The following is a 17,477-nucleotide window of genomic DNA, read 5'->3' as shown; positions in this document are numbered from 1 at the left end:
GGAATTTAGGGGAATTTAGGGGAATTTAGGGGTTTGGGAAAAGGTTGGGTTATTTGGTAATCATAGTAACCTTTTATCCGTTGGGAAAGGTTTTGCGAAGGTCTCAGGCCGTCTGAAAAAATATTTTCAGACGGCCTTTTGGTTTCCCTTACCGCCGGTTTACGGCATAATAGACCCTTTACAAATATTAATATTTTCAGACGGCCCTGGCACCTGCTGCTGACTTCCAGGCCGTCTGAAACCATTTTTCCAGAAAGTTGACTATGTCTGCAAAACAACCGTCACTCTTAGGCGGAGCCATGATTATTGCCGGTACGATTATCGGTGCCGGCATGTTTGCCAACCCCACCGCCACATCGGGCATTTGGTTTGCCGGCTCGCTGCTGGTGCTGCTCTACACTTGGTTTTCCATGCTCTCCAGTGGCCTGATGATTTTAGAAGTGAACACGCATTATCCGCACGGCGCGAGCTTCGACACCATGGTGAAAGACTTGCTCGGCACAGGCTGGAATGTGGTTAACGGTCTGGCGGTGGCATTTGTGCTGTATCTGCTGACCTATGCTTATATTTTTGTCGGCGGCGACTTGACAGCTCAAGGCTTGGGCAGCCTGACAGGAAATGAAGTCGCCCTGCCTGTGGGGCAGTTGGTGTTTTTCGGCATATTGGCGTTTTGTGTGTGGGTATCCACCCGCTTGGTTGACCGCCTGACCACCGTTTTAATCGGCGGCATGGCCATCGCCTTTATCTGGGCAACCGGCGGCCTGATTTTGACGGTGAAACTGCCGATATTATTCGACACGCAAGCCACAGCACATACCGGCTATTGGATTTACGTGGCCGCAGCTTTGCCGGTGTGTTTAGCGTCGTTCGGCTTTCACGGCAATGTCTCAAGTTTATTAAAATACTTCAACGGCGATGCACCTAAAGTCGCCAGAGCCTTGAAAACCGGCACGCTGATTGCGCTGGCGATTTATGTGCTGTGGCAATTGGCGATTCAGGGCAACCTGCCGCGCAGTGAGTTTGCCCCCGTGATTGCGGCGGAAGGCCAAGTGTCGGTATTGATTGAAACATTATCCAAATTCGTTCCGACCGGCAGTATAGGTAAAATATTGTCATTCTTCGCCTACATGGCGATTGCCAGCTCGTTTTTGGGCGTGACATTGGGCTTGTTCGATTACATCGCCGACATTTTCAAATGGAAAGAATCCGCCGCCGACCGCGGTAAAACCGCCGCCGTGACCTTCCTGCCGCCGCTGATTTGCTGCCTGCTGTTCCCCACCGGCTTCATCACCGCCATCGGCTACGTCGGCTTGGCCGCAACAGTATGGACTGCTTTAATCCCTGCCATGTTACTCTACAAATCACGCCAAAAATTCGGCATCGGCAAAGGCTACCGCATCAGCGGCGGCGCGTGGCTGATGGTATGGGTATTCGCGTTCGGCCTCATCAACATCGCCGCGCAAATTTTGAGCCAAATAGGCATTGTCCCAGTATTTAAAGGTTGATCTGACATTTCGTTTGCGAAGTGGATTTCCGAGCAGAAAAGCCCTATACAAGGCAAGTACTCAAAGAGGGCGGTTTTACACGCGACACTGGTAACACCAGCCGGCACAGCAAAGTCGGACACCTTGCGGGTATTTCCAACGCAGTAGGCAGGTTTTATGCCGAAAACCACCGCATAATGAAATGTCAGGATGCCCTAGGCCGTCTGAAACACCGTCTTCGATTATTCAATACTTTTCATATTCAAAACAAAAACCTGAGTTACAAATACAAAACCCAGGTTTTTTATGCCGTCTGAAACAGCTTTTCGGACGGTTCCAACAAATCTTCCCCATGCCATCTGAAAACACGGATAATAAGCTTTTCCCAGATGATTTTATCCAGCAAACCATGTCCCACATTTTCCACACCGTCATCATCGGCGCCGGTGCCGCCGGTATGTTGGCTGCCGCACGCATCGGTCAGTCCGGACACCGTGTTGCGCTGATTGACCATGCCGCCAAAATCGGTGAAAAAATCCGCATTTCCGGCGGCGGCCGCTGCAATTTCACCAACCGCCACCTCGACGGCCATGACGGTTCGGCCTATTATGTGTCGCAGCAGCCGCGCTTTGTGCGCCATGCATTGGCGCAGTTTCATGCCGCCGATTTTATTGCCTTGGTGGAAAAACACGGCATTGCTTATCACGAAAAACACAAAGGCCAGCTTTTTTGCGACGGCAGCGCACAGGAAATCATCACCATGCTGCAAAATGAATGCGGGCAAGGCAACGTCTCTTGGCACACGGCTTGCACGGTAGGCGCCGTTGAACTGGTTCAGACGCTCCCTGCCCCTGGTTCACCGCGTTTCAAAATACACACCGGCCACGGCGGATTTCAGGCGCAAAACTTGATTGTCGCTACCGGCGGCTTGGCGGTTCCGGCGATTGGTGCTTCGCCGTTTGGTTATGAACTGGCCAAACAATTCGGCCACAGCATCGTACCGCCCGAAGCGGCGTTGGTGCCGCTGCGTTTCGAACATTGGGCGGAACACGGCTACGACCAACTTTCCGGTATCACCCTGCCGGTACGCATCAGTACAGGCAGCGGTAAGGCTCGTGTGTTATTCGATGAAGATTTGCTGTTCCGCCACAAAGGCTTGAGCGGCCCGGCGATTTTACAGATTTCCAGCTATTGGCACAGCGGCCAAACTCTCGCCATCGACCTCCTGCCCGGCACCGATCTTACCGCGGCATTGTGCGAAGGTAAAAACAGCCAAAAAATCCAGCTCAACACCGCCTTAAAATCGCTCTGCCCGCCTCTGCCCGAACGCCTGCTCGACACATGGCTTGCCCGCGCCGAGTCCGCCCCGTATGCCGCGCACAAATGGGCGGACATACCCAATACCGTATTGGCCCAACTCGGCCAAAGCCTGAACCAATGGACGCTCTTACCCAGCGGTTCAGACGGCCACAAAAAAGCCGAAGCCACACGCGGTGGTGTCAACGTAAAAGAAATCGATCCGAAAACCATGCAAAGCAAACTGCAGCCGGGCTTGTATTTCATCGGCGAAGTAATGGACATCACCGGCTGGCTCGGCGGCTATAATTTCCAATGGGCATGGTCGTCTGCCGTTTGCGCCGCCAAAGCCATCTTCCGTGACTCGGTGTAAGCGCAAACCACGTTCAGATGGCCTGAAAATCGAATACGCCCCCTATTTCATATTGCCGGTGCGAAGTGCAACGGATTACTGGTAAAATAGGCCGTCTGAAACCCTGTTCAGACGGCCTAAATAAACGAAAGCCTGCCATGTACGATCACTTTCAATTCCACACCGAAGAAGACTACCCCGCCGATTTGTCACCCGACCATGCCGCCACCCACATGGGCATGTATTTCCAATGGGCCGCCGGTCAAAGGCTGATAAATCCTGTGTGGCAGACCGCGCCGGAAACCGCAGCCGATTTCTCCTCCATGCTGGATGGCACATTCAGCGGTGCAGCATTTGTGCGCAACCCTCTGGGCAGCGCACTCACGCCCGAAGATTTTACCGAGCCGGGCCAACGCTTTACCAAGTTCTATTACGATGATGAAGACGAGGGGTACGGCGCATTTATGGAAGACTACATCACCACGCTCGACACGCCGCAACTGCCGAGCTTCTACCATGTTGCCGACACACCTGAAAACTACGCCCTGCTCGCACCCGTTTTTCAGACAGCCTTTGAGCGCTGGAAAAATTCTTTAAAATAATCTGACACGGCCATGTTGGAAAAGGCCGTCTGAAAGTCACACTATGCCCACCAACAACAAACTCATTATCCTCGACCGCGACGGCGTGATTAACCAAGACCGCGACGACTTTGTCAAATCCGTTGACGAATGGATTCCGATTGACGGCAGCATGGACGCGATTGCCTTTCTCACCGAAGCAGGCTACACCGTCACCGTGGCCACCAACCAATCAGGCATCGGCCGCAAATATTTCACCCTGCAAGACCTGACCGAAATGCATGCCAAAATGCACCGCCTGGCGGTACAAGCCGGCGGCGTGATTGACGGCATTTGGTTCTGCCCGCACTTAGCCGAGGACAATTGCAACTGCCGCAAACCCAAGCCCGGCATGATTCGGGATATTTTAGACCGCTTCCAAGCCCAAGCCGCCGACACCTGGCTGGTAGGCGACAGCTTGCGCGACTTACAGGCCATCGATGCCGTCGGCGGCAAACCGGCCTTGGTACTCACCGGCAAAGGCAAAAAAACCTTGCAGGAACAAGAAGAATTGCCGGAAAACACGCAAATTTTCGACAATCTGCTGGCTTTTGCGCAATACATCACGCAAGAAAAATTGAAACAAGACCAAGCTTAATGCCGTCCGAACCGAAAGCGTACATGACTTATGCTATTGATTAAAAATCTGATTTACTGGCTGATTTTATCCGTCAGCCTGATTGTATTATTTCCCTTTATGCTGCTGGCCGCGCCCATTCCCGGCGGCGCGCACAAAATGGCACAGGTTTGGGTGTCGGTTTTGAATTGGTCGCTGAAAAACATCATCGGCCTGAAATACCGCTTAATCGGCGCGGAAAACATCCCGTCCAAGCCGTCGATTATCTGCTCCAAACACCAAAGCGGCTGGGAAACCTTGGCCTTACAGGAAATCTTTCCGCCACAGGTTTATGTCGCCAAACGCGAGTTATTTAAAATACCGTTTTTCGGCTGGGGCTTGAAACTGGTGAAAACCATCGGCATCGACCGCAACAACCGCCGTGAAGCCAACGACCAATTAATGAGACAGGGTCTGGCGCGCAAAAACGAAGGCTACTGGATTTCCATTTTCCCCGAAGGCACGCGCCTGCCGCCCGGCACCCACGGCAAATACAAACTCGGTGGTGCGCGCATGGCAAAAATGTTTGCGATGGACATCGTCCCCGTCGCGCTCAACAGCGGCGAATTCTGGCCGAAAGATTCGTTTATGAAATATCCGGGCGAAATCACCGTGGTCATCGGCAAACCGATTAGGTACGACAGCGGCAGCGAAACCGAATTGATGGCCGAATGCGAATGCTGGATTGAAGCACGTCAGGCCGAAATCACCGGCCGGGGGCCGTTCGCACCGAAAAAGGCCGTCTGAAACATGCCGCGCTTTGCCCACACGCTTTCAGACGGCCTCGAAATCACCATCGATTTGAAACGCAGTGCCAAGAAAAACCTGATTCTGCGCCCCATCGACGGGCAAACGGTCAGCATCAATATTCCGCCGTTTCTCAGCGCCGCGCGTTTGCACAAATGGCTGTCGGAAAACGAGCAACTACTGTACCGGACCTTGGCCAGAACACCTTCTCACCCGCCATCAGACCATTCGGGAAAACCGGCATGGATTTGGTATCAAGGCGTTCAGACGACCTTAACCGACACACTGCAAGCCACCATTGCCGTCAGGCCGTCTGAAATCTGTTTGCCTGAAAACAGCTGGCCGCAACAGCAAACGCACTTGCGCCGTTTCCTACACGAACGTGCCACCGAATATCTGCTGCCGCGTTTGACGCAACATGCCGCCACCATGAATATGTTTCCTTCCGCAACCGCCTTGAGCAACGCCAAAACCTTTTGGGGCGTGTGCCGCCACCGCATCGGCATCCGCCTGAATTGGCGGCTGGTCGGCGCGCCCGAATTTGTTGCCGATTATGTGTGCATCCACGAACTCTGCCACCTGCCCCATCCCGATCACAGCGCGAAATTTTGGACGTTAGTCAAACGCCACACCCCGTACACCGAAGCAGCCAAAGCATGGCTGAAGGCGCACGGCAATGAGTTGTTTGTATTAGACTGAATCATATTGTACATTAGGGCGTATTCTCATTTTGTCTGCGTCGCAGATTGTCGGGCAGAAAACGCGTATCCGGGGCGATACCCAAAGAGGGCAGGTTAACCCTGACCGCATTGTTTATACAGACTGTTATCGCCGTTATGATGTGTTAGAGATGGGTGAATTTACCCATTTTCATATCAATCACGGTACACATTTTGCTGAAAGACAAAACCCTATTAACGGGATTAAGCATTTTTGGAATCAGGCAAAACGGCATTGACGCAAGTTGAACGGTATTGCCAAAGCGTATTTCGAGCTGTATTCGAAGGAATGTGAACGGCGTTTTGGCAACAGCGGGATAAAAGTTCAAATTTCTATTTTAAAACAATTATTAATTTAGGATTTGTCCTGGTTATCCAGGACAGCCCCTAAATTAATAATGACGACAAAAGCGGATGCCAGATTCTTGAATCCGACATTTGCTTGAAAAGCAAGAAAGCAATTGAAATTTAGGGTAAAGTCCGCCCTTGCGGGCAAAGGTCGGATACAGGGTATCCGACCTATCCTACGTCGTCATTTTTAAGTTAAGCAGCTATAGCCATATCTTTCAGACGGCCTGAAACCTGACGGACGTCTCCGAATCTCAATATGAAAGGATGATTATGCGTTTTTCCGTAAAACTTGCCGCCTTGTCTTTAGGCATTGTTGCCACCACCACCCAAGCCGCCGGGCCGCAGACCAGACCGCAAACGGTGGCGAAAGTCGATATTCCGCGCTACATGGGCACTTGGTACGAACAAGTCCGCCTGCCGATGCGCTTCCAAGACGATTGCGTGGCCGATGTGAAGGCTCAATATATGCTGACGGAAAAGCAAGTCGTCAAAATCACCAATTCCTGCCGTAAAAAAGACGGCAGCATCATGAGTGCCGATGCGGAAGTCAAAAAAGTCGGCCACAGCGGCAGCAAACTGCTCATTTCGTTTTTGCCCAAAGCATTAAATTGGGTGCCGGTCGCCCGCTCGTCTTACTGGATTCTGCGCTTGGACGAAAACTACCAAACCGCCTTGGTCGGCACACCCAACCGTAAATACATGTGGGTGTTGTCGCGCACGCCGAAGCTGGACGAAGCCACTTTGCAAAGCTACATCGAAACAGCCAAACAACAAGGCTATGATGTTTCCAAGCTGGTGCACAGCGTAAAATAAATCGTTGGTACCTCTTCGAAAAGGCCGTCTGAAACGTTCAGACGGCCTTTGGTTTTATTCACATATTATTTGTTGTCAGGATGCGATTCCATCGGGCTAGACAAAGGCAGTTCCGGCATGGTGCGTGCTTTTTCTGAAACAGAACCGGACAAAGTGTGCAAGAATGCCACGATGTTGTCGACATCTTCTTGCGGCAAATCTTTACCCAATTGCGTCTGCCCCATGATCTTCACGGCTTTACCCAGTTCCCAAATACTGCCGTTGTGAAAATAAGGATAAGTTTTGCCTACATTACGCAAGCCCGGTACGCGGAAGAAATATTCGTCAGCTGCATTTTTGGTCACATCGGCGCGGCCTTTGTCGCGGTTCGGATCTTCAATGAATTTCCAGAACGGGCCTTGTACCAAACCGAATTTTTGGAACGAGTTGCCGCCCAAATTCACGCCGGTGTGGCAGGCAATACAGCCATTATCCATAAACGAGCGTACGCCTTTACGTTCTTGTTCGTTCAAGGCATTGATGTTGCCTTTCAGATATTCATCCCATTTGGTCGGGGTCAGCAATGTGCGCTCGAAAGCGGCAATCGCGGTGGTGATGTTTTTAAAGCTGATGACGCCGTCTTGCGGGAAGGCAGTTTTAAATGCAGCTTGGTATTCCGGAATATTCACAATTTTAGCCACCACGGCTTCTTCACTGTCATTCGCCATTTCCACAGGGTTTAACAACGGACCGCCCGCTTGCTCTTCCACATCAGCCGCACGGCCGTCCCAGAATTGCATACCCAAAGTCGCTGCATTCAACACAGTCGGCGAGTTACGGCCGCCGAAGCTGCCTTTGTGGCCTTGGCTGGTCGGGATATTGTCCACACCGACAGAGGCCAAATTATGACAAGAGTTACAGCTCACGGTATTACCTTTAGACAAACGCGGCTCATACCACAATGATTGGCCAAGTTCTACCTGTTCAAGGGTGAAAGGACGCAGCTTCTGCATCTCTTCAGGCGTAGGCAGTGGTTTGAAAATACCTTGCGCGCGTTGCAGCAAATCCTTGTCTTCTTGCGATGCCCCGCTGTTATCATAAACAGCTTGCGAAGCTGGTGCCGCATCAGATTCAGAAGCTGGAACGGCTGCAGGCACCGAAGCCACCGGAGCGGCTGCTTGTTCGGCCGGTTTGCCGCCGCACGCGGCCAATGCCGCCAACACAGCAAAAGAAAGGGTGATTTTGCCGAAAGTCTGGTATTTCATGGCGTATTCCTTTATATATCCAAAGAGAAACCACTGCCCACTTGAAGCAGCCGAACCCTGTGGTTAGGTTTGATAATGATCCAACACGTGATTAATGCTATTTGTTATTGCTTTGATTATGTCTACAGTATAATCAGACTCGGCCAGCAGCTTTTTGCGGTAAATCAATTTTGATAACATCAAAGCCAAATCCAATACATCAGATAGCTGAAATTTTGTATTTATTTCTAAAAATCCCCCCTATTTGACGGCAAATCACGGCGGATCACTTGCACCCGAAGGCTGATTGTTTTAAAGTTAGACGCAAATCCTATTGTAGGAAGATTTCTATGAAAATTACTGTTATGGGTGCAGGCTCTTGGGGCACTGCACTGGCTGTCCACTTTGCCCAACATGGCAACGAAGTCGCTCTGTGGGCACGTAATGCCCAACACATCCAAGATCTGCAAAACGATCGTGAAAACAAACACAGCCTGCCGGGCTTCACATTTTCGGAAAACCTGACCGCGCATACCGACTTGTCCGATGCATTGAAAGATTCCGAATTGGTGTTAATCGTGACTTCCGTTGCCGGTTTGCGCAGCAGCGCAGAATTATTAAAAGCCAACGGCGCGGCAGACATTCCTGTTTTGGCTGCCTGCAAAGGATTCGAACAAGACACAGGCCTGCTGACCTTCCAAGTGCTGAAAGAAGTATTATCGGAGAACAAAACCGTCGGCGTTTTGTCCGGCCCGAGCTTCGCACAAGAATTGGCACAACAATTGCCTTGCGCCGTGGTTCTGGCTTCTGAAAACAAAGAATGGACTGAATCGTTGATTAAGCAGCTCAACAACCATGTGATGCGCTTATACGGCAGCACTGATGTGATTGGCGTAGCAGTGGGCGGAGCCGTTAAAAACGTCATGGCGATTGCCACCGGTCTTTCAGACGGCCTCGAATACGGCCTGAACGCACGTGCCGCCTTAGTCACCCGCGGCTTGGCCGAAATTACCCGTTTGGCCGTCGCCATGGGTGCGCAGCCGAAAACCATGATGGGCTTGGCCGGCATCGGCGACTTGATTCTGACCTGTACCGGCGCACTCTCGCGCAACCGCCGGGTCGGCTTGGGCTTGGCCGAAGGCAAAGAGCTATACCAAGTACTCAAAGAAATCGGACACGTTTCCGAAGGTGTCAGCACCATCGAAGAAGTGTTCAACACCGCCTGCAAATACCAAATCGACATGCCGATTACCCAAACCCTGCTACAATTGATCCGTCAGGAAATGACGCCGCAGCAAGTAGCCGACCGCTTGATGGGACGCAGCGCACGTTTCGAATAAAACGAAACCTTAAGGCCGTCTGAAACATTTCACACTTTTCAGACAGCCTTCCATTGACAGCCGCCAAGCATCTCACTATGCTTATCTCCACTGCTTTTTCTCACGAATGATTCCCCATGAACCAAGTCCTTAACCAACTGGAAATCAACGTTTACCGACTCACCCAAAAGTTTGAAACGCTGATTGGCGAAAACCGCCGTTTACACGAAGAAACCAACCGTCTCAAACTCGAGCAGGAACAACAAAAGCACGAACACGAAACCGCCATTGACGAATTAAGCGAAGCCTTGTTGGTGCAAGTGGGCAAATTGAAAAAAGATTTGCAGACCAAAATCGACAGCCTCACCGCCGAAAAAGACCAATATCGCAGCGCATTGGAACAAAGCACCGAAGAAATGCGTCGTCTGCTCGCCCGCCTGCCACAAGAAGAATCTTCACATTAAGGACAAAACATGAGCATCGAACAAGTCAATCTCGACATCATGAATGTCAATCTGACCATCAATACCCCAAGCGAAGAAAAAAACACCCTTATCCAAGCCGTTGAAATGCTGAATAAAAAAAGCGAAGCCATTAAAGAAAACGGCCGCATCATCGGCACTGACAAAATCGTTGTCATGGCTGCTTTAAATGTTGTACACGACCTACTGAAGGTTAGCCTCAAAGATGATTTGGCAATTGGCGAATTTCAACGTAAAATAAAAAATATGAGCGATGCTTGCGAAAAAGCATTGTCCCGATTAGAACACAACAATTGATTTTCTTTTCCCTGCAGTGTACGCGAAGGCATATATTCCTTTGAACCAATAAGTTCGCTTCAGGTTACCGGGAGCAGTAGTAGGCGTGATCGTCTTTTGCAGATGAACCCGAAACTACCCGAGGTGGCCGCCTTGTCAGACAAGGTTCAAGCGGATTCAGCCGAAACGGCATGTGCGGGGATTCCCCATATTAAGTTAAGCCGTATTCCTCGCAATATCGCTTCTTTTGTTCCATTCAATCGCGTAAAAACAACAAATTTTCATCAAAAAACTTAGGGGCTGACGTAGATTAGCCCCAAACACCACACCATTTCCGCAGCATTTCAAGCTGCCCGGACGGTGCGCCAAAGTCAAAGCGGAACCCGCATCCTTTCAAGGACAGCAGGAAAGGTTTACAGCCAACCCCATTGTATTTGCGCAAGACGCACTTCGCCCGGTTCCAACAATTTCCAATGCCGCCGATAGGGTTTTGACAGTCTGCAAAAAACCGTGAACGGTTGATGCGCTGATGCGCGAACCTGCCCGCATCAAGCACGCCACAGCCCCTGTCACTACCGGTATAAACAATGCTGTCAGGTGTTGTTTGCTGTTTGATAACCGGAAATAACGTATCCTTCCCGTTATCCCCCGCAACGGCGGTACCAACCTTTCCCTGCCGCTTTAAGGTGCCGGATACCGCCGCTTTTCCTGCTGCCGCGCGTCCGCGTTTATCCTTACGCCGACCGCCGAAATAACCCCCGTCCGGCCCGGTAGGGCCTCTGAAAACCCGCCGGCTTCCTGCGCCAAATGACAGGCTGTCACCCGGCGGGTTTTGCGGTAGGACAACATAGCCCAACCGGGTTGGATACCCAGAATATCAGCGGCTGCACGGTCGGTGGCTTACGGTACGAAAAACCGGAGAAGTTTTCTTTGGGCATTCTTTGTTAATTTGCAATTGGTTATCTTTATTTTTGCAGTCTGGCACGACTGCTAATCTGCTTCAGCCTCAAAACTTTTATTGTCGTTTTAATTGCTATTTTATTAAAACAATTACTTTCAGACGATCTCAATAAGATTGACAAAAAACTTTACTGACTTTAAAATCTGTAACTTTCTATATCTATCTGGATTTCCACTATGAAAACCTTTTCAGCGAAACCGCATGAGGTGAAGCGCGAGTGGTTCGTCATTGACGCTCAAGACAAAGTTTTGGGTCGCATTGCTGCCGAAGTCGCACACCGTCTGCGTGGCAAACACAAACCTGAATACACCCCTCACGTTGATACCGGTGACTACATCATCGTGATCAATGCAGAGAAATTGCGCGTGACAGGTGCCAAATGCGAAGACAAAAAATACTACCGTCACTCAGGCTTCCCAGGCGGTATCTATGAGCGTTCCTTCCGCCAAATGCAAGAGCAATTCCCGGGCCGTGCTTTGGAACAAGCCGTAAAAGGCATGTTGCCAAAAGGTCCTTTGGGTTACGCCATGATAAAAAAACTGAAAGTGTATGCCGGCAAAGAGCACGGCCATGCCGCACAACAACCTAAAGTTTTAGAATTGAAATAAGGACACGACATGAACGGTAAATACTACTACGGCACAGGCCGCCGCAAAAGTTCAGTGGCTCGTGTATTCCTGACCAAAGGTAACGGTCGAATCACCGTTAACGGTCGCCCCGTTGACGAGTTTTTCGCCCGCGAAACTAGCCGCATGGTGGTTCGCCAGCCATTGGTTCTGACTGAAAACGCAGAATCATTTGACATCAAAGTAAATGTTATCGGTGGTGGCGAAACCGGCCAATCCGGTGCCATCCGCCACGGCATTACCCGCGCTTTGATTGACTTCGATGCCGCCTTGAAACCCGCCCTGTCTGCTGCCGGTCTCGTTACCCGCGATGCCCGCGAAGTGGAACGTAAAAAACCGGGTTTGCGTAAAGCACGTCGCGCAAAACAATTCTCAAAACGCTAATTCGTTTTCAGATTTTATCTCAAAAAAGCCTGCCATATTTGTCGGGCTTTTTTATTATTGCCTGCCCCAACCGAGTACCCGAAACTTCAAACGGCATATCGGCTAAGAAACCATCTTATCAGAGGAAACAGAATTTCTTTTTTCAAAATATCTTAATTTTTTGAAAAAATATGCAATAAAAAAGACTTAATCCTCCTGCCTCGGTATGATGAAACTATCCGCACTACTTCAATATCAGGCAGGAAACATATAAATTATATAAATGATGAAAGGAAAATTATGGGCTGGTTAGGCACAATTCTTGTAGGTTTTATCGTCGGCGTCTTAGCAAAGATATTGCATCCGGGTAACGATAAACTGGGCTTCATCATGACCACTATTTTGGGTATTGCCGGTGCCACACTGGCCAGAGTAGTCGGTGAAACCTTAGGCTGGTATCAAGTTGGCGAAGGCGCAGGCTGGATTGCCTCCACTATCTTTGCGATTATCATTTTGGCTGTTTACACACGTATCGTAAAAAAAGGCTGATTATTAAAAAACAGGCTGTTTACGGCCTGTTTTTCTTGTAGTAAAGCTCATCCATCCATATGCAACGTACCTTATCATTATCTTACCTCAAATCTTTTTTACAAGCCGCATTGTTTTTTGCGGTTCTCTCTGTTGCTATTGATTGGTGGCGCAAACCGAACCAGCCTGTTTCTTTCTCCGATCAAACCCTCATCACCCTGCATCAAAACAGCATCTCGCTCCGTCACCTAAGCCAAAACCGCATCATCATAGTGTATTTTTGGGGAACATGGTGTAGCATTTGCAAATACACTTCCCCCACCATAGAAAAACTCCATCAAAATCATATTCCAATCATCAGCATTGCCGTAAAATCCGGCAACAACGCCGCTTTAAAGCACTATCTCAGCCACAATGGGCTTTCTTTTCCGACCGTCAACGATTCAGACGGTCTGATTTCACATCAATGGAACATCAGCGTTACCCCGACCATTGTTTTAATGAAAAACGGCCAAATGCTCCATTCCACCACCGGCATCAGCAGCTATTGGGGCTTACGCCTGCGCATGCTCATCAGCGATCTCATCTATTGACATTTACACCCAACAACCAATTATTTTAAACATAAAACAGATTCGTAAAGATTCACCGGTATTATGTGTCGATTATTGGTGTTTTTAAAATAAACCAATTATCTTAACATTAATACTTGATGATTCTATTGAGATTATTTCTAAAATAGAATAATATAGGTTTATAAAACAACTCAAAAATCTTATTATTATCATCAAAACAAACAATATTGCATTCAATCAAAGCTAAAGCAGCGTACCGTTTGTTTCAAATATAAATTTTGCACAACGGTGCTCCATAGTCTTGGGCGCAAGGTTTTTATCATTCTGCAATGCTTCCATGATTGAATCTTAATTACAACGGAGAACTTCTCATGCCTAACCAATCCAAACACGCATCCATCAATATTGCCCTGATTCAAGCGCGAGAAGCTTTGATGACGCAATTTCGTCCGATTCTGAACCAAGCCAACGTTACCGACCAGCAATGGCGCATTATCCGTTTACTGGCCGAAAACGGCACATTAGACTTCCAAGATTTGGCCAATAAAGCCTGTATTCTGCGCCCCAGTCTGACCGGTATTCTTACCCGTTTGGAAAAATCCGGCTTGGCCGTTCGTCTCAAACCTTCCAACGACCAACGTCGTGTGTATCTGAAGCTGACCAAAGAAGGCGAAAAGCTTTATCAGACCATTGGTGCACAAGTTGACGACCGCTACGATGCCATTGAAGCCATTTTCACCAAAGAAAAATTGGACGAGCTTCAAAAACTATTGGCCGAGCTATCTGCAATCGAACAGGCTTTAAAATAAAAAGTTATCACCGAATGACTGATTCTATACACACACTTAAGCAACTGTTTCGTGATGCCATGGCTTCCGCTGCAGCAGGTGTCCATGTCATTACAACAGATGGTGCGGCCGGACGTTACGGCATTACTATGACGGCCGTAACTTCGGTAACGGATGAGCCACCTACCATTATGCTATGCATCAACCGTGAAGCCGCCATTGTCCCTATTTTACTGAAAAACTGCGATTTATGTATCAACACGCTTTCAGACGGCCAGCAAGACATTGCCGAACATTTCGCCGGCATGACCAATCTTTCGCCGGAAGAACGTTTTGAGTACCATATCTGGCATCGCGGCCAAACCGGCCAACTCGAAGTAGAAGGCGCATTGGCTCATTTACATGGCTGCGTCATTGAGAAACACGAAATCGGTACGCACTATATTTTTTATGTTCATCTCAATGAAATAAAAGTAGCCGACACCACCTTACCCGCTTTATTGTATTTCCGTAGACAATTCAAATACCTAGCATAGAAAAAGGCCGTCTTAAACACTGTTTCAGACGGCTTTTTGCCCAATTGATCAAATTAAGCATCGATATTTTGCGCAATCAAGGCATTGTTTTCGATAAACGCGCGACGTGGTTCGACTTCATCACCCATCAGAGTCACGAACACTTCATCAGCGGCAATAGCATCTTCAATACGCACTTTCAGCAAACGGCGCACGTTCGGATCCATGGTTGTTTCCCACAATTGCTCAGGATTCATCTCACCTAAACCTTTGTATCGCTGGATACTCATGCCTTTTTGCGCGGCAGTCATCAAGATATCTACGGCTTCTTCAAAGCTGGTAACCGGCTGCTCATCATCACCTTTCACTAAAACGGCTTCTTTACCGACCAAGCCGTCCAACAAAGCAGCGGTTTGCATGATGGTTTGATATGGCTTGCTGTTTAGGAATTTCGGCTCAATATAGCTGATGGCAACATTGCCGTGCAACTGACGGGTAATCTTAATGAAATGGCTGCCTTCTTGGTGTCCTCCGATGCGTTGCAACGCAATTTCCTGATCGTTGAGCAGGCTGCTCAGTTCGGCAATCGCTTTGTCGGTGCTTTCTGTTGTCGATAAATCGACCGGTTGCGCATGCAGCATGGCATTGAGCACCAAGCTGTCAATCACGCGGCTTTCCTGCCCAATCACGGTTTTGGCTAATAAGAATTGCTTAGCAATTTGCGCCAATTCTTCGCCTTCGATGGTGCGGCCGTCTGAAACCAGTTTGGCTTTATCAACCGCCAAGCCCAACAACCATTGTTCTTTTTCAAATTCGTCTTTCAGATAACGCTCTTGCTTGCCGTATTTGGCTTTGTACAAAGGCGGCTGGGCAATGTAGATGTAGCCTCGCTCGACCAATTCAGGCATTTGGCGGTAGAAGAAGGTCAGCAACAGCGTGCGGATGTGCGCGCCATCGACGTCGGCATCGGTCATGATGATGATGCGGTGGTAGCGCAGTTTTTCAGGATTAAATTCTTCTTTACCGATGCCGGCACCTAATGCGGTAATCAAGGTAGCCACTTCTTGGCTGGCCAGCATTTTTTCAAAACGCGCTTTTTCCACGTTGAGAATCTTGCCTTTCAACGGCAAAATCGCTTGAAATTTGCGGTCACGGCCTTGCTTGGCCGATCCACCGGCAGAATCACCCTCGACCAAGTACAATTCTGACAAGGCCGGATCTTTTTCCTGACAGTCGGCCAGTTTACCCGGCAAGCCCAAACCATCCATTACACCTTTGCGACGGGTAATTTCACGGGCTTTACGCGCGGCTTCGCGGGCACGGGCAGCATCGACGATTTTGCCGGTAATGATTTTGGCTTCGTTCGGGTTTTCTTCCAAAAATTCGGTCAGGGCTTGATTGATGATTTCGTTTACCACCGGGCCAATTTCGCTCGACACCAGTTTGTCTTTGGTTTGCGATGAAAATTTCGGATCAGGCAATTTCACCGACAACACGCAAGTCAAGCCTTCGCGCATATCGTCGCCGGCAGTTTCGACTTTGGCCTTCTTCGCTACTTCATTGGCTTCGATATAGGCATTCAAGGTACGCGTCATCACGCCGCGCAAAGCCGCCAAGTGGGTACCGCCGTCGCGCTGCGGGATATTGTTGGTAAAGCATTGTACTGATTCTTGATAGCTGTCATTCCACTGCATGGCACATTCCACGCTCATGCCGTCTTTTTCGCCGACGGCATAGAAGATTTTTTCGTGCAACGGCGTTTTTTTACGGTTCATGTATTGCACGAAACCAGCCACGCCGCCACTTAGGGCAAAGCTTTCATGTTTGCCGTCGCGCTCATCGGTCAATTCGATGTCGACACCGTTATTCAGGAACGACAATTCTCGGATACGTTTGGCCAAGATGTCAAAGCTGTATTCCACATTGCCGAATGTCTCTTCGCTGGCACGGAAGCGCACCACTGTGCCTTTTTTGTCGGACGAGCCGAGCTCGGCCAAGGGTTTTTCCGCCACGCCGTTCACGAATTTAACAAAATGCTCTTTGCTGTCGCGGAAGATGGTCAGTGCCACCCAATCAGACAAAGCATTCACTACCGACACACCCACGCCGTGCAGGCCGCCGGAAATTTTGTAGCTGTTGTTGTCAAACTTACCACCCGCGTGCAACACAGTCATAATCACCTCGGCAGCCGAGCGGCCTTCTTTCGGGTGGATACCGGTCGGCATGCCGCGGCCGTTGTCGGATACGCTGACAGAATTATCAGCGTGTATAGTGACGGTAATTTTGTCGCAATGACCGGCCAAGGCTTCGTCAATCGCATTGTCAAGCACTTCAAATACCATATGGTGCAGGCCGCTGCCGTCCTGCGTATCGCCGATATACATGCCCGGGCGTTTGCGCACTGCTTCCAAGCCTTCTAAGACTTGAATACTGTCTGCGCCGTATTCTTCGTGTTTTTGGTCGGTCATAATCTTTATCTTTTGGAACTGAATAAAAAAACAGGCCGTCCGAATGCTTTTTTGAGCGTTTGCTCCCGTGGCGCGAACCAATATCGGCCAACAGCACAACCAAACGGCAAATAACGGGTTATTATACCTGATTTTGCTGGACATTTCAGCCTTTACGTATGCAATCACATGAAGCAAATCATGGCATAATGCCCGTATGAACCCACTTATCGCCATCTCCGCCAATATCAAAGACCCGCGGCAGCACGGCAAAATCAAACATAATCTTTCCGAAAGGCCGGCCGTAGCCGCCATACTAAGCAGTGCAAACAATTGCGCCGAAATCGAAAAGTATGGGGCGGATACAAACCCGAAT

The 17,477-nt window shown here is 49.5% G+C and carries 18 protein-coding genes, 1 other RNA gene and 2 pseudogenes; 18 read left to right on the top strand and 3 right to left on the bottom strand.

From position 1 onward, the window contains the following. Positions 1 to 263 precede the first annotated feature (263 nt). The 8 genes and pseudogenes from C7N83_RS08880 (at position 264) to C7N83_RS08840 (ending at position 6,998) form a co-directional block, all read left to right on the top strand. Positions 264 to 1,505: an aromatic amino acid transporter gene (locus C7N83_RS08880; RefSeq protein WP_106742101.1), complete on the top strand. Its 1,242-nt coding sequence runs from the start codon at positions 264 to 266 to the stop codon at positions 1,503 to 1,505. 388 nt (positions 1,506 to 1,893) lie between these two features. Beyond that, positions 1,894 to 3,153 carry a BaiN/RdsA family NAD(P)/FAD-dependent oxidoreductase gene (locus C7N83_RS08870; RefSeq protein ID WP_106742103.1) on the top strand — a complete coding sequence of 420 codons (1,260 nt, stop codon included), beginning with the start codon at positions 1,894 to 1,896 and terminating at the stop codon, positions 3,151 to 3,153. A gap of 137 nt (positions 3,154 to 3,290) precedes the next feature. Further along, positions 3,291 to 3,734 carry a DUF7832 domain-containing protein gene (locus C7N83_RS08865; protein ID WP_106742097.1) on the top strand — a complete coding sequence of 148 codons (444 nt, stop codon included), beginning with the start codon at positions 3,291 to 3,293 and terminating at the stop codon, positions 3,732 to 3,734. A 43-nt stretch (positions 3,735 to 3,777) separates the two neighbouring features. Further along, positions 3,778 to 4,350, top strand: a complete 573-nt coding sequence (gene gmhB, locus C7N83_RS08860) for a D-glycero-beta-D-manno-heptose 1,7-bisphosphate 7-phosphatase (protein ID WP_106742096.1) — start codon at positions 3,778 to 3,780, stop codon at positions 4,348 to 4,350. A gap of 30 nt (positions 4,351 to 4,380) precedes the next feature. Further along, positions 4,381 to 5,115, top strand: a complete 735-nt coding sequence (locus C7N83_RS08855) for a lysophospholipid acyltransferase family protein (protein ID WP_106742094.1) — start codon at positions 4,381 to 4,383, stop codon at positions 5,113 to 5,115. Positions 5,116 to 5,118: 3 nt separating this feature from the next. Then, a complete protein-coding gene (locus C7N83_RS08850) occupies positions 5,119 to 5,814 on the top strand; it encodes a M48 family metallopeptidase (protein WP_106742093.1) in 696 nt (231 codons plus the stop codon). Positions 5,815 to 5,899: 85 nt separating this feature from the next. Next, positions 5,900 to 6,193, top strand: a pseudogene (locus tag C7N83_RS08845) (transposase); the annotation flags it as partial. A gap of 262 nt (positions 6,194 to 6,455) precedes the next feature. Beyond that, a complete protein-coding gene (locus C7N83_RS08840) occupies positions 6,456 to 6,998 on the top strand; it encodes a lipocalin family protein (RefSeq protein ID WP_170064871.1) in 543 nt (180 codons plus the stop codon). A gap of 65 nt (positions 6,999 to 7,063) precedes the next feature. On the opposite strand, the gene C7N83_RS08835 is transcribed toward C7N83_RS08840, so the two are convergent. Continuing rightward, complete coding sequence (locus C7N83_RS08835) at positions 7,064 to 8,242, bottom strand: cytochrome-c peroxidase (RefSeq protein ID WP_106742090.1); 1,179 nt, start codon at positions 8,240 to 8,242, stop codon at positions 7,064 to 7,066. A 329-nt stretch (positions 8,243 to 8,571) separates the two neighbouring features. Here C7N83_RS08835 and C7N83_RS08830 point away from each other — a divergent pair, with 329 nt between their 5' ends. The 4 genes from C7N83_RS08830 to ssrS all read left to right on the top strand — a co-directional run bounded on the left by C7N83_RS08830 (position 8,572) and on the right by ssrS (position 10,504). After that, entirely contained in the window at positions 8,572 to 9,561 is a 990-nt protein-coding gene (locus tag C7N83_RS08830) for an NAD(P)H-dependent glycerol-3-phosphate dehydrogenase (RefSeq protein ID WP_106742088.1), read from the top strand. Positions 9,562 to 9,677: 116 nt separating this feature from the next. Continuing rightward, complete coding sequence (locus tag C7N83_RS08825; RefSeq protein WP_106742087.1) at positions 9,678 to 10,004, top strand: hypothetical protein; 327 nt, start codon at positions 9,678 to 9,680, stop codon at positions 10,002 to 10,004. 9 nt (positions 10,005 to 10,013) lie between these two features. Then, entirely contained in the window at positions 10,014 to 10,319 is a 306-nt protein-coding gene (locus tag C7N83_RS08820) for a cell division protein ZapA (protein WP_106742085.1), read from the top strand. Positions 10,320 to 10,324: 5 nt separating this feature from the next. Continuing rightward, positions 10,325 to 10,504, top strand: a non-coding RNA gene (gene ssrS, locus C7N83_RS08815) — 6S RNA. A gap of 104 nt (positions 10,505 to 10,608) precedes the next feature. Here the strand turns inward: ssrS and C7N83_RS08810 are convergent. Then, positions 10,609 to 11,267 (bottom strand): annotated as a pseudogene (locus C7N83_RS08810) (transposase). A gap of 168 nt (positions 11,268 to 11,435) precedes the next feature. Between C7N83_RS08810 and rplM the strand changes: the two are divergent. The 6 genes from rplM (at position 11,436) to hpaC (ending at position 14,675) form a co-directional block, all read left to right on the top strand. Beyond that, a complete protein-coding gene (gene rplM, locus C7N83_RS08805; protein ID WP_106742083.1) occupies positions 11,436 to 11,867 on the top strand; it encodes a 50S ribosomal protein L13 in 432 nt (143 codons plus the stop codon). Between the two features lie 9 nt (positions 11,868 to 11,876). Next, on the top strand, positions 11,877 to 12,269 hold the full coding sequence (gene rpsI, locus C7N83_RS08800) for a 30S ribosomal protein S9 (protein ID WP_106742082.1): 393 nt from the start codon (positions 11,877 to 11,879) through the stop codon (positions 12,267 to 12,269). A gap of 279 nt (positions 12,270 to 12,548) precedes the next feature. After that, entirely contained in the window at positions 12,549 to 12,797 is a 249-nt protein-coding gene (locus C7N83_RS08795) for a GlsB/YeaQ/YmgE family stress response membrane protein (RefSeq protein WP_106742080.1), read from the top strand. Between the two features lie 59 nt (positions 12,798 to 12,856). After that, on the top strand, positions 12,857 to 13,369 hold the full coding sequence (locus C7N83_RS08790) for a protein disulfide oxidoreductase (RefSeq protein WP_106742078.1): 513 nt from the start codon (positions 12,857 to 12,859) through the stop codon (positions 13,367 to 13,369). 353 nt (positions 13,370 to 13,722) lie between these two features. Next, the gene (gene hpaR, locus C7N83_RS08785) at positions 13,723 to 14,160 is read left to right on the top strand and encodes a homoprotocatechuate degradation operon regulator HpaR (protein ID WP_106742077.1); all 438 of its coding nucleotides are present in this window, start codon (positions 13,723 to 13,725) and stop codon (positions 14,158 to 14,160) included. A 14-nt stretch (positions 14,161 to 14,174) separates the two neighbouring features. Continuing rightward, positions 14,175 to 14,675, top strand: coding sequence for a 4-hydroxyphenylacetate 3-monooxygenase, reductase component (hpaC, locus tag C7N83_RS08780; RefSeq protein ID WP_106742075.1), 501 nt, complete (start codon positions 14,175 to 14,177; stop codon positions 14,673 to 14,675). A gap of 53 nt (positions 14,676 to 14,728) precedes the next feature. On the opposite strand, the gene gyrB is transcribed toward hpaC, so the two are convergent. After that, positions 14,729 to 17,122 (bottom strand): DNA topoisomerase (ATP-hydrolyzing) subunit B, encoded by a 2,394-nt coding sequence (gene gyrB / locus C7N83_RS08775; protein WP_106742074.1) that lies wholly within the window; start codon positions 17,120 to 17,122, stop codon positions 14,729 to 14,731. Positions 17,123 to 17,477 lie beyond the last annotated feature (355 nt).

The organism is Neisseria iguanae (genome assembly GCF_003013245.1).
GTDB classification, from domain to species: domain Bacteria; phylum Pseudomonadota; class Gammaproteobacteria; order Burkholderiales; family Neisseriaceae; genus Neisseria; species Neisseria iguanae.
Note: the sequence above shows the minus strand (reverse complement) of the source record. Positions and strands in the feature narration are given on the sequence as shown.

Excerpts from the sequence above, each read along its gene's own strand:
- C7N83_RS08835 (WP_106742090.1), bottom strand. The coding sequence starts at position 8,242 with ATGAAATACCAGACTTTCGGCAAAATCACCCTTTCTTTTGCTGTGTTG.
- C7N83_RS08880 (WP_106742101.1), top strand. The coding sequence starts at position 264 with ATGTCTGCAAAACAACCGTCACTCTTAGGCGGAGCCATGATTATTGCC.
- C7N83_RS08795 (WP_106742080.1), top strand. The coding sequence starts at position 12,549 with ATGGGCTGGTTAGGCACAATTCTTGTAGGTTTTATCGTCGGCGTCTTA.
- C7N83_RS08865 (WP_106742097.1), top strand. The coding sequence starts at position 3,291 with ATGTACGATCACTTTCAATTCCACACCGAAGAAGACTACCCCGCCGAT.
- C7N83_RS08870 (WP_106742103.1), top strand. The coding sequence starts at position 1,894 with ATGTCCCACATTTTCCACACCGTCATCATCGGCGCCGGTGCCGCCGGT.
- rplM (WP_106742083.1), top strand. The coding sequence starts at position 11,436 with ATGAAAACCTTTTCAGCGAAACCGCATGAGGTGAAGCGCGAGTGGTTC.
- C7N83_RS08855 (WP_106742094.1), top strand. The coding sequence starts at position 4,381 with ATGCTATTGATTAAAAATCTGATTTACTGGCTGATTTTATCCGTCAGC.
- gmhB (WP_106742096.1), top strand. The coding sequence starts at position 3,778 with ATGCCCACCAACAACAAACTCATTATCCTCGACCGCGACGGCGTGATT.
- hpaC (WP_106742075.1), top strand. The coding sequence starts at position 14,175 with ATGACTGATTCTATACACACACTTAAGCAACTGTTTCGTGATGCCATG.
- C7N83_RS08850 (WP_106742093.1), top strand. The coding sequence starts at position 5,119 with ATGCCGCGCTTTGCCCACACGCTTTCAGACGGCCTCGAAATCACCATC.
- C7N83_RS08825 (WP_106742087.1), top strand. The coding sequence starts at position 9,678 with ATGAACCAAGTCCTTAACCAACTGGAAATCAACGTTTACCGACTCACC.
- hpaR (WP_106742077.1), top strand. The coding sequence starts at position 13,723 with ATGCCTAACCAATCCAAACACGCATCCATCAATATTGCCCTGATTCAA.
- C7N83_RS08840 (WP_170064871.1), top strand. The coding sequence starts at position 6,456 with ATGCGTTTTTCCGTAAAACTTGCCGCCTTGTCTTTAGGCATTGTTGCC.
- C7N83_RS08790 (WP_106742078.1), top strand. The coding sequence starts at position 12,857 with ATGCAACGTACCTTATCATTATCTTACCTCAAATCTTTTTTACAAGCC.
- gyrB (WP_106742074.1), bottom strand. The coding sequence starts at position 17,122 with ATGACCGACCAAAAACACGAAGAATACGGCGCAGACAGTATTCAAGTC.
- rpsI (WP_106742082.1), top strand. The coding sequence starts at position 11,877 with ATGAACGGTAAATACTACTACGGCACAGGCCGCCGCAAAAGTTCAGTG.
- C7N83_RS08830 (WP_106742088.1), top strand. The coding sequence starts at position 8,572 with ATGAAAATTACTGTTATGGGTGCAGGCTCTTGGGGCACTGCACTGGCT.
- C7N83_RS08820 (WP_106742085.1), top strand. The coding sequence starts at position 10,014 with ATGAGCATCGAACAAGTCAATCTCGACATCATGAATGTCAATCTGACC.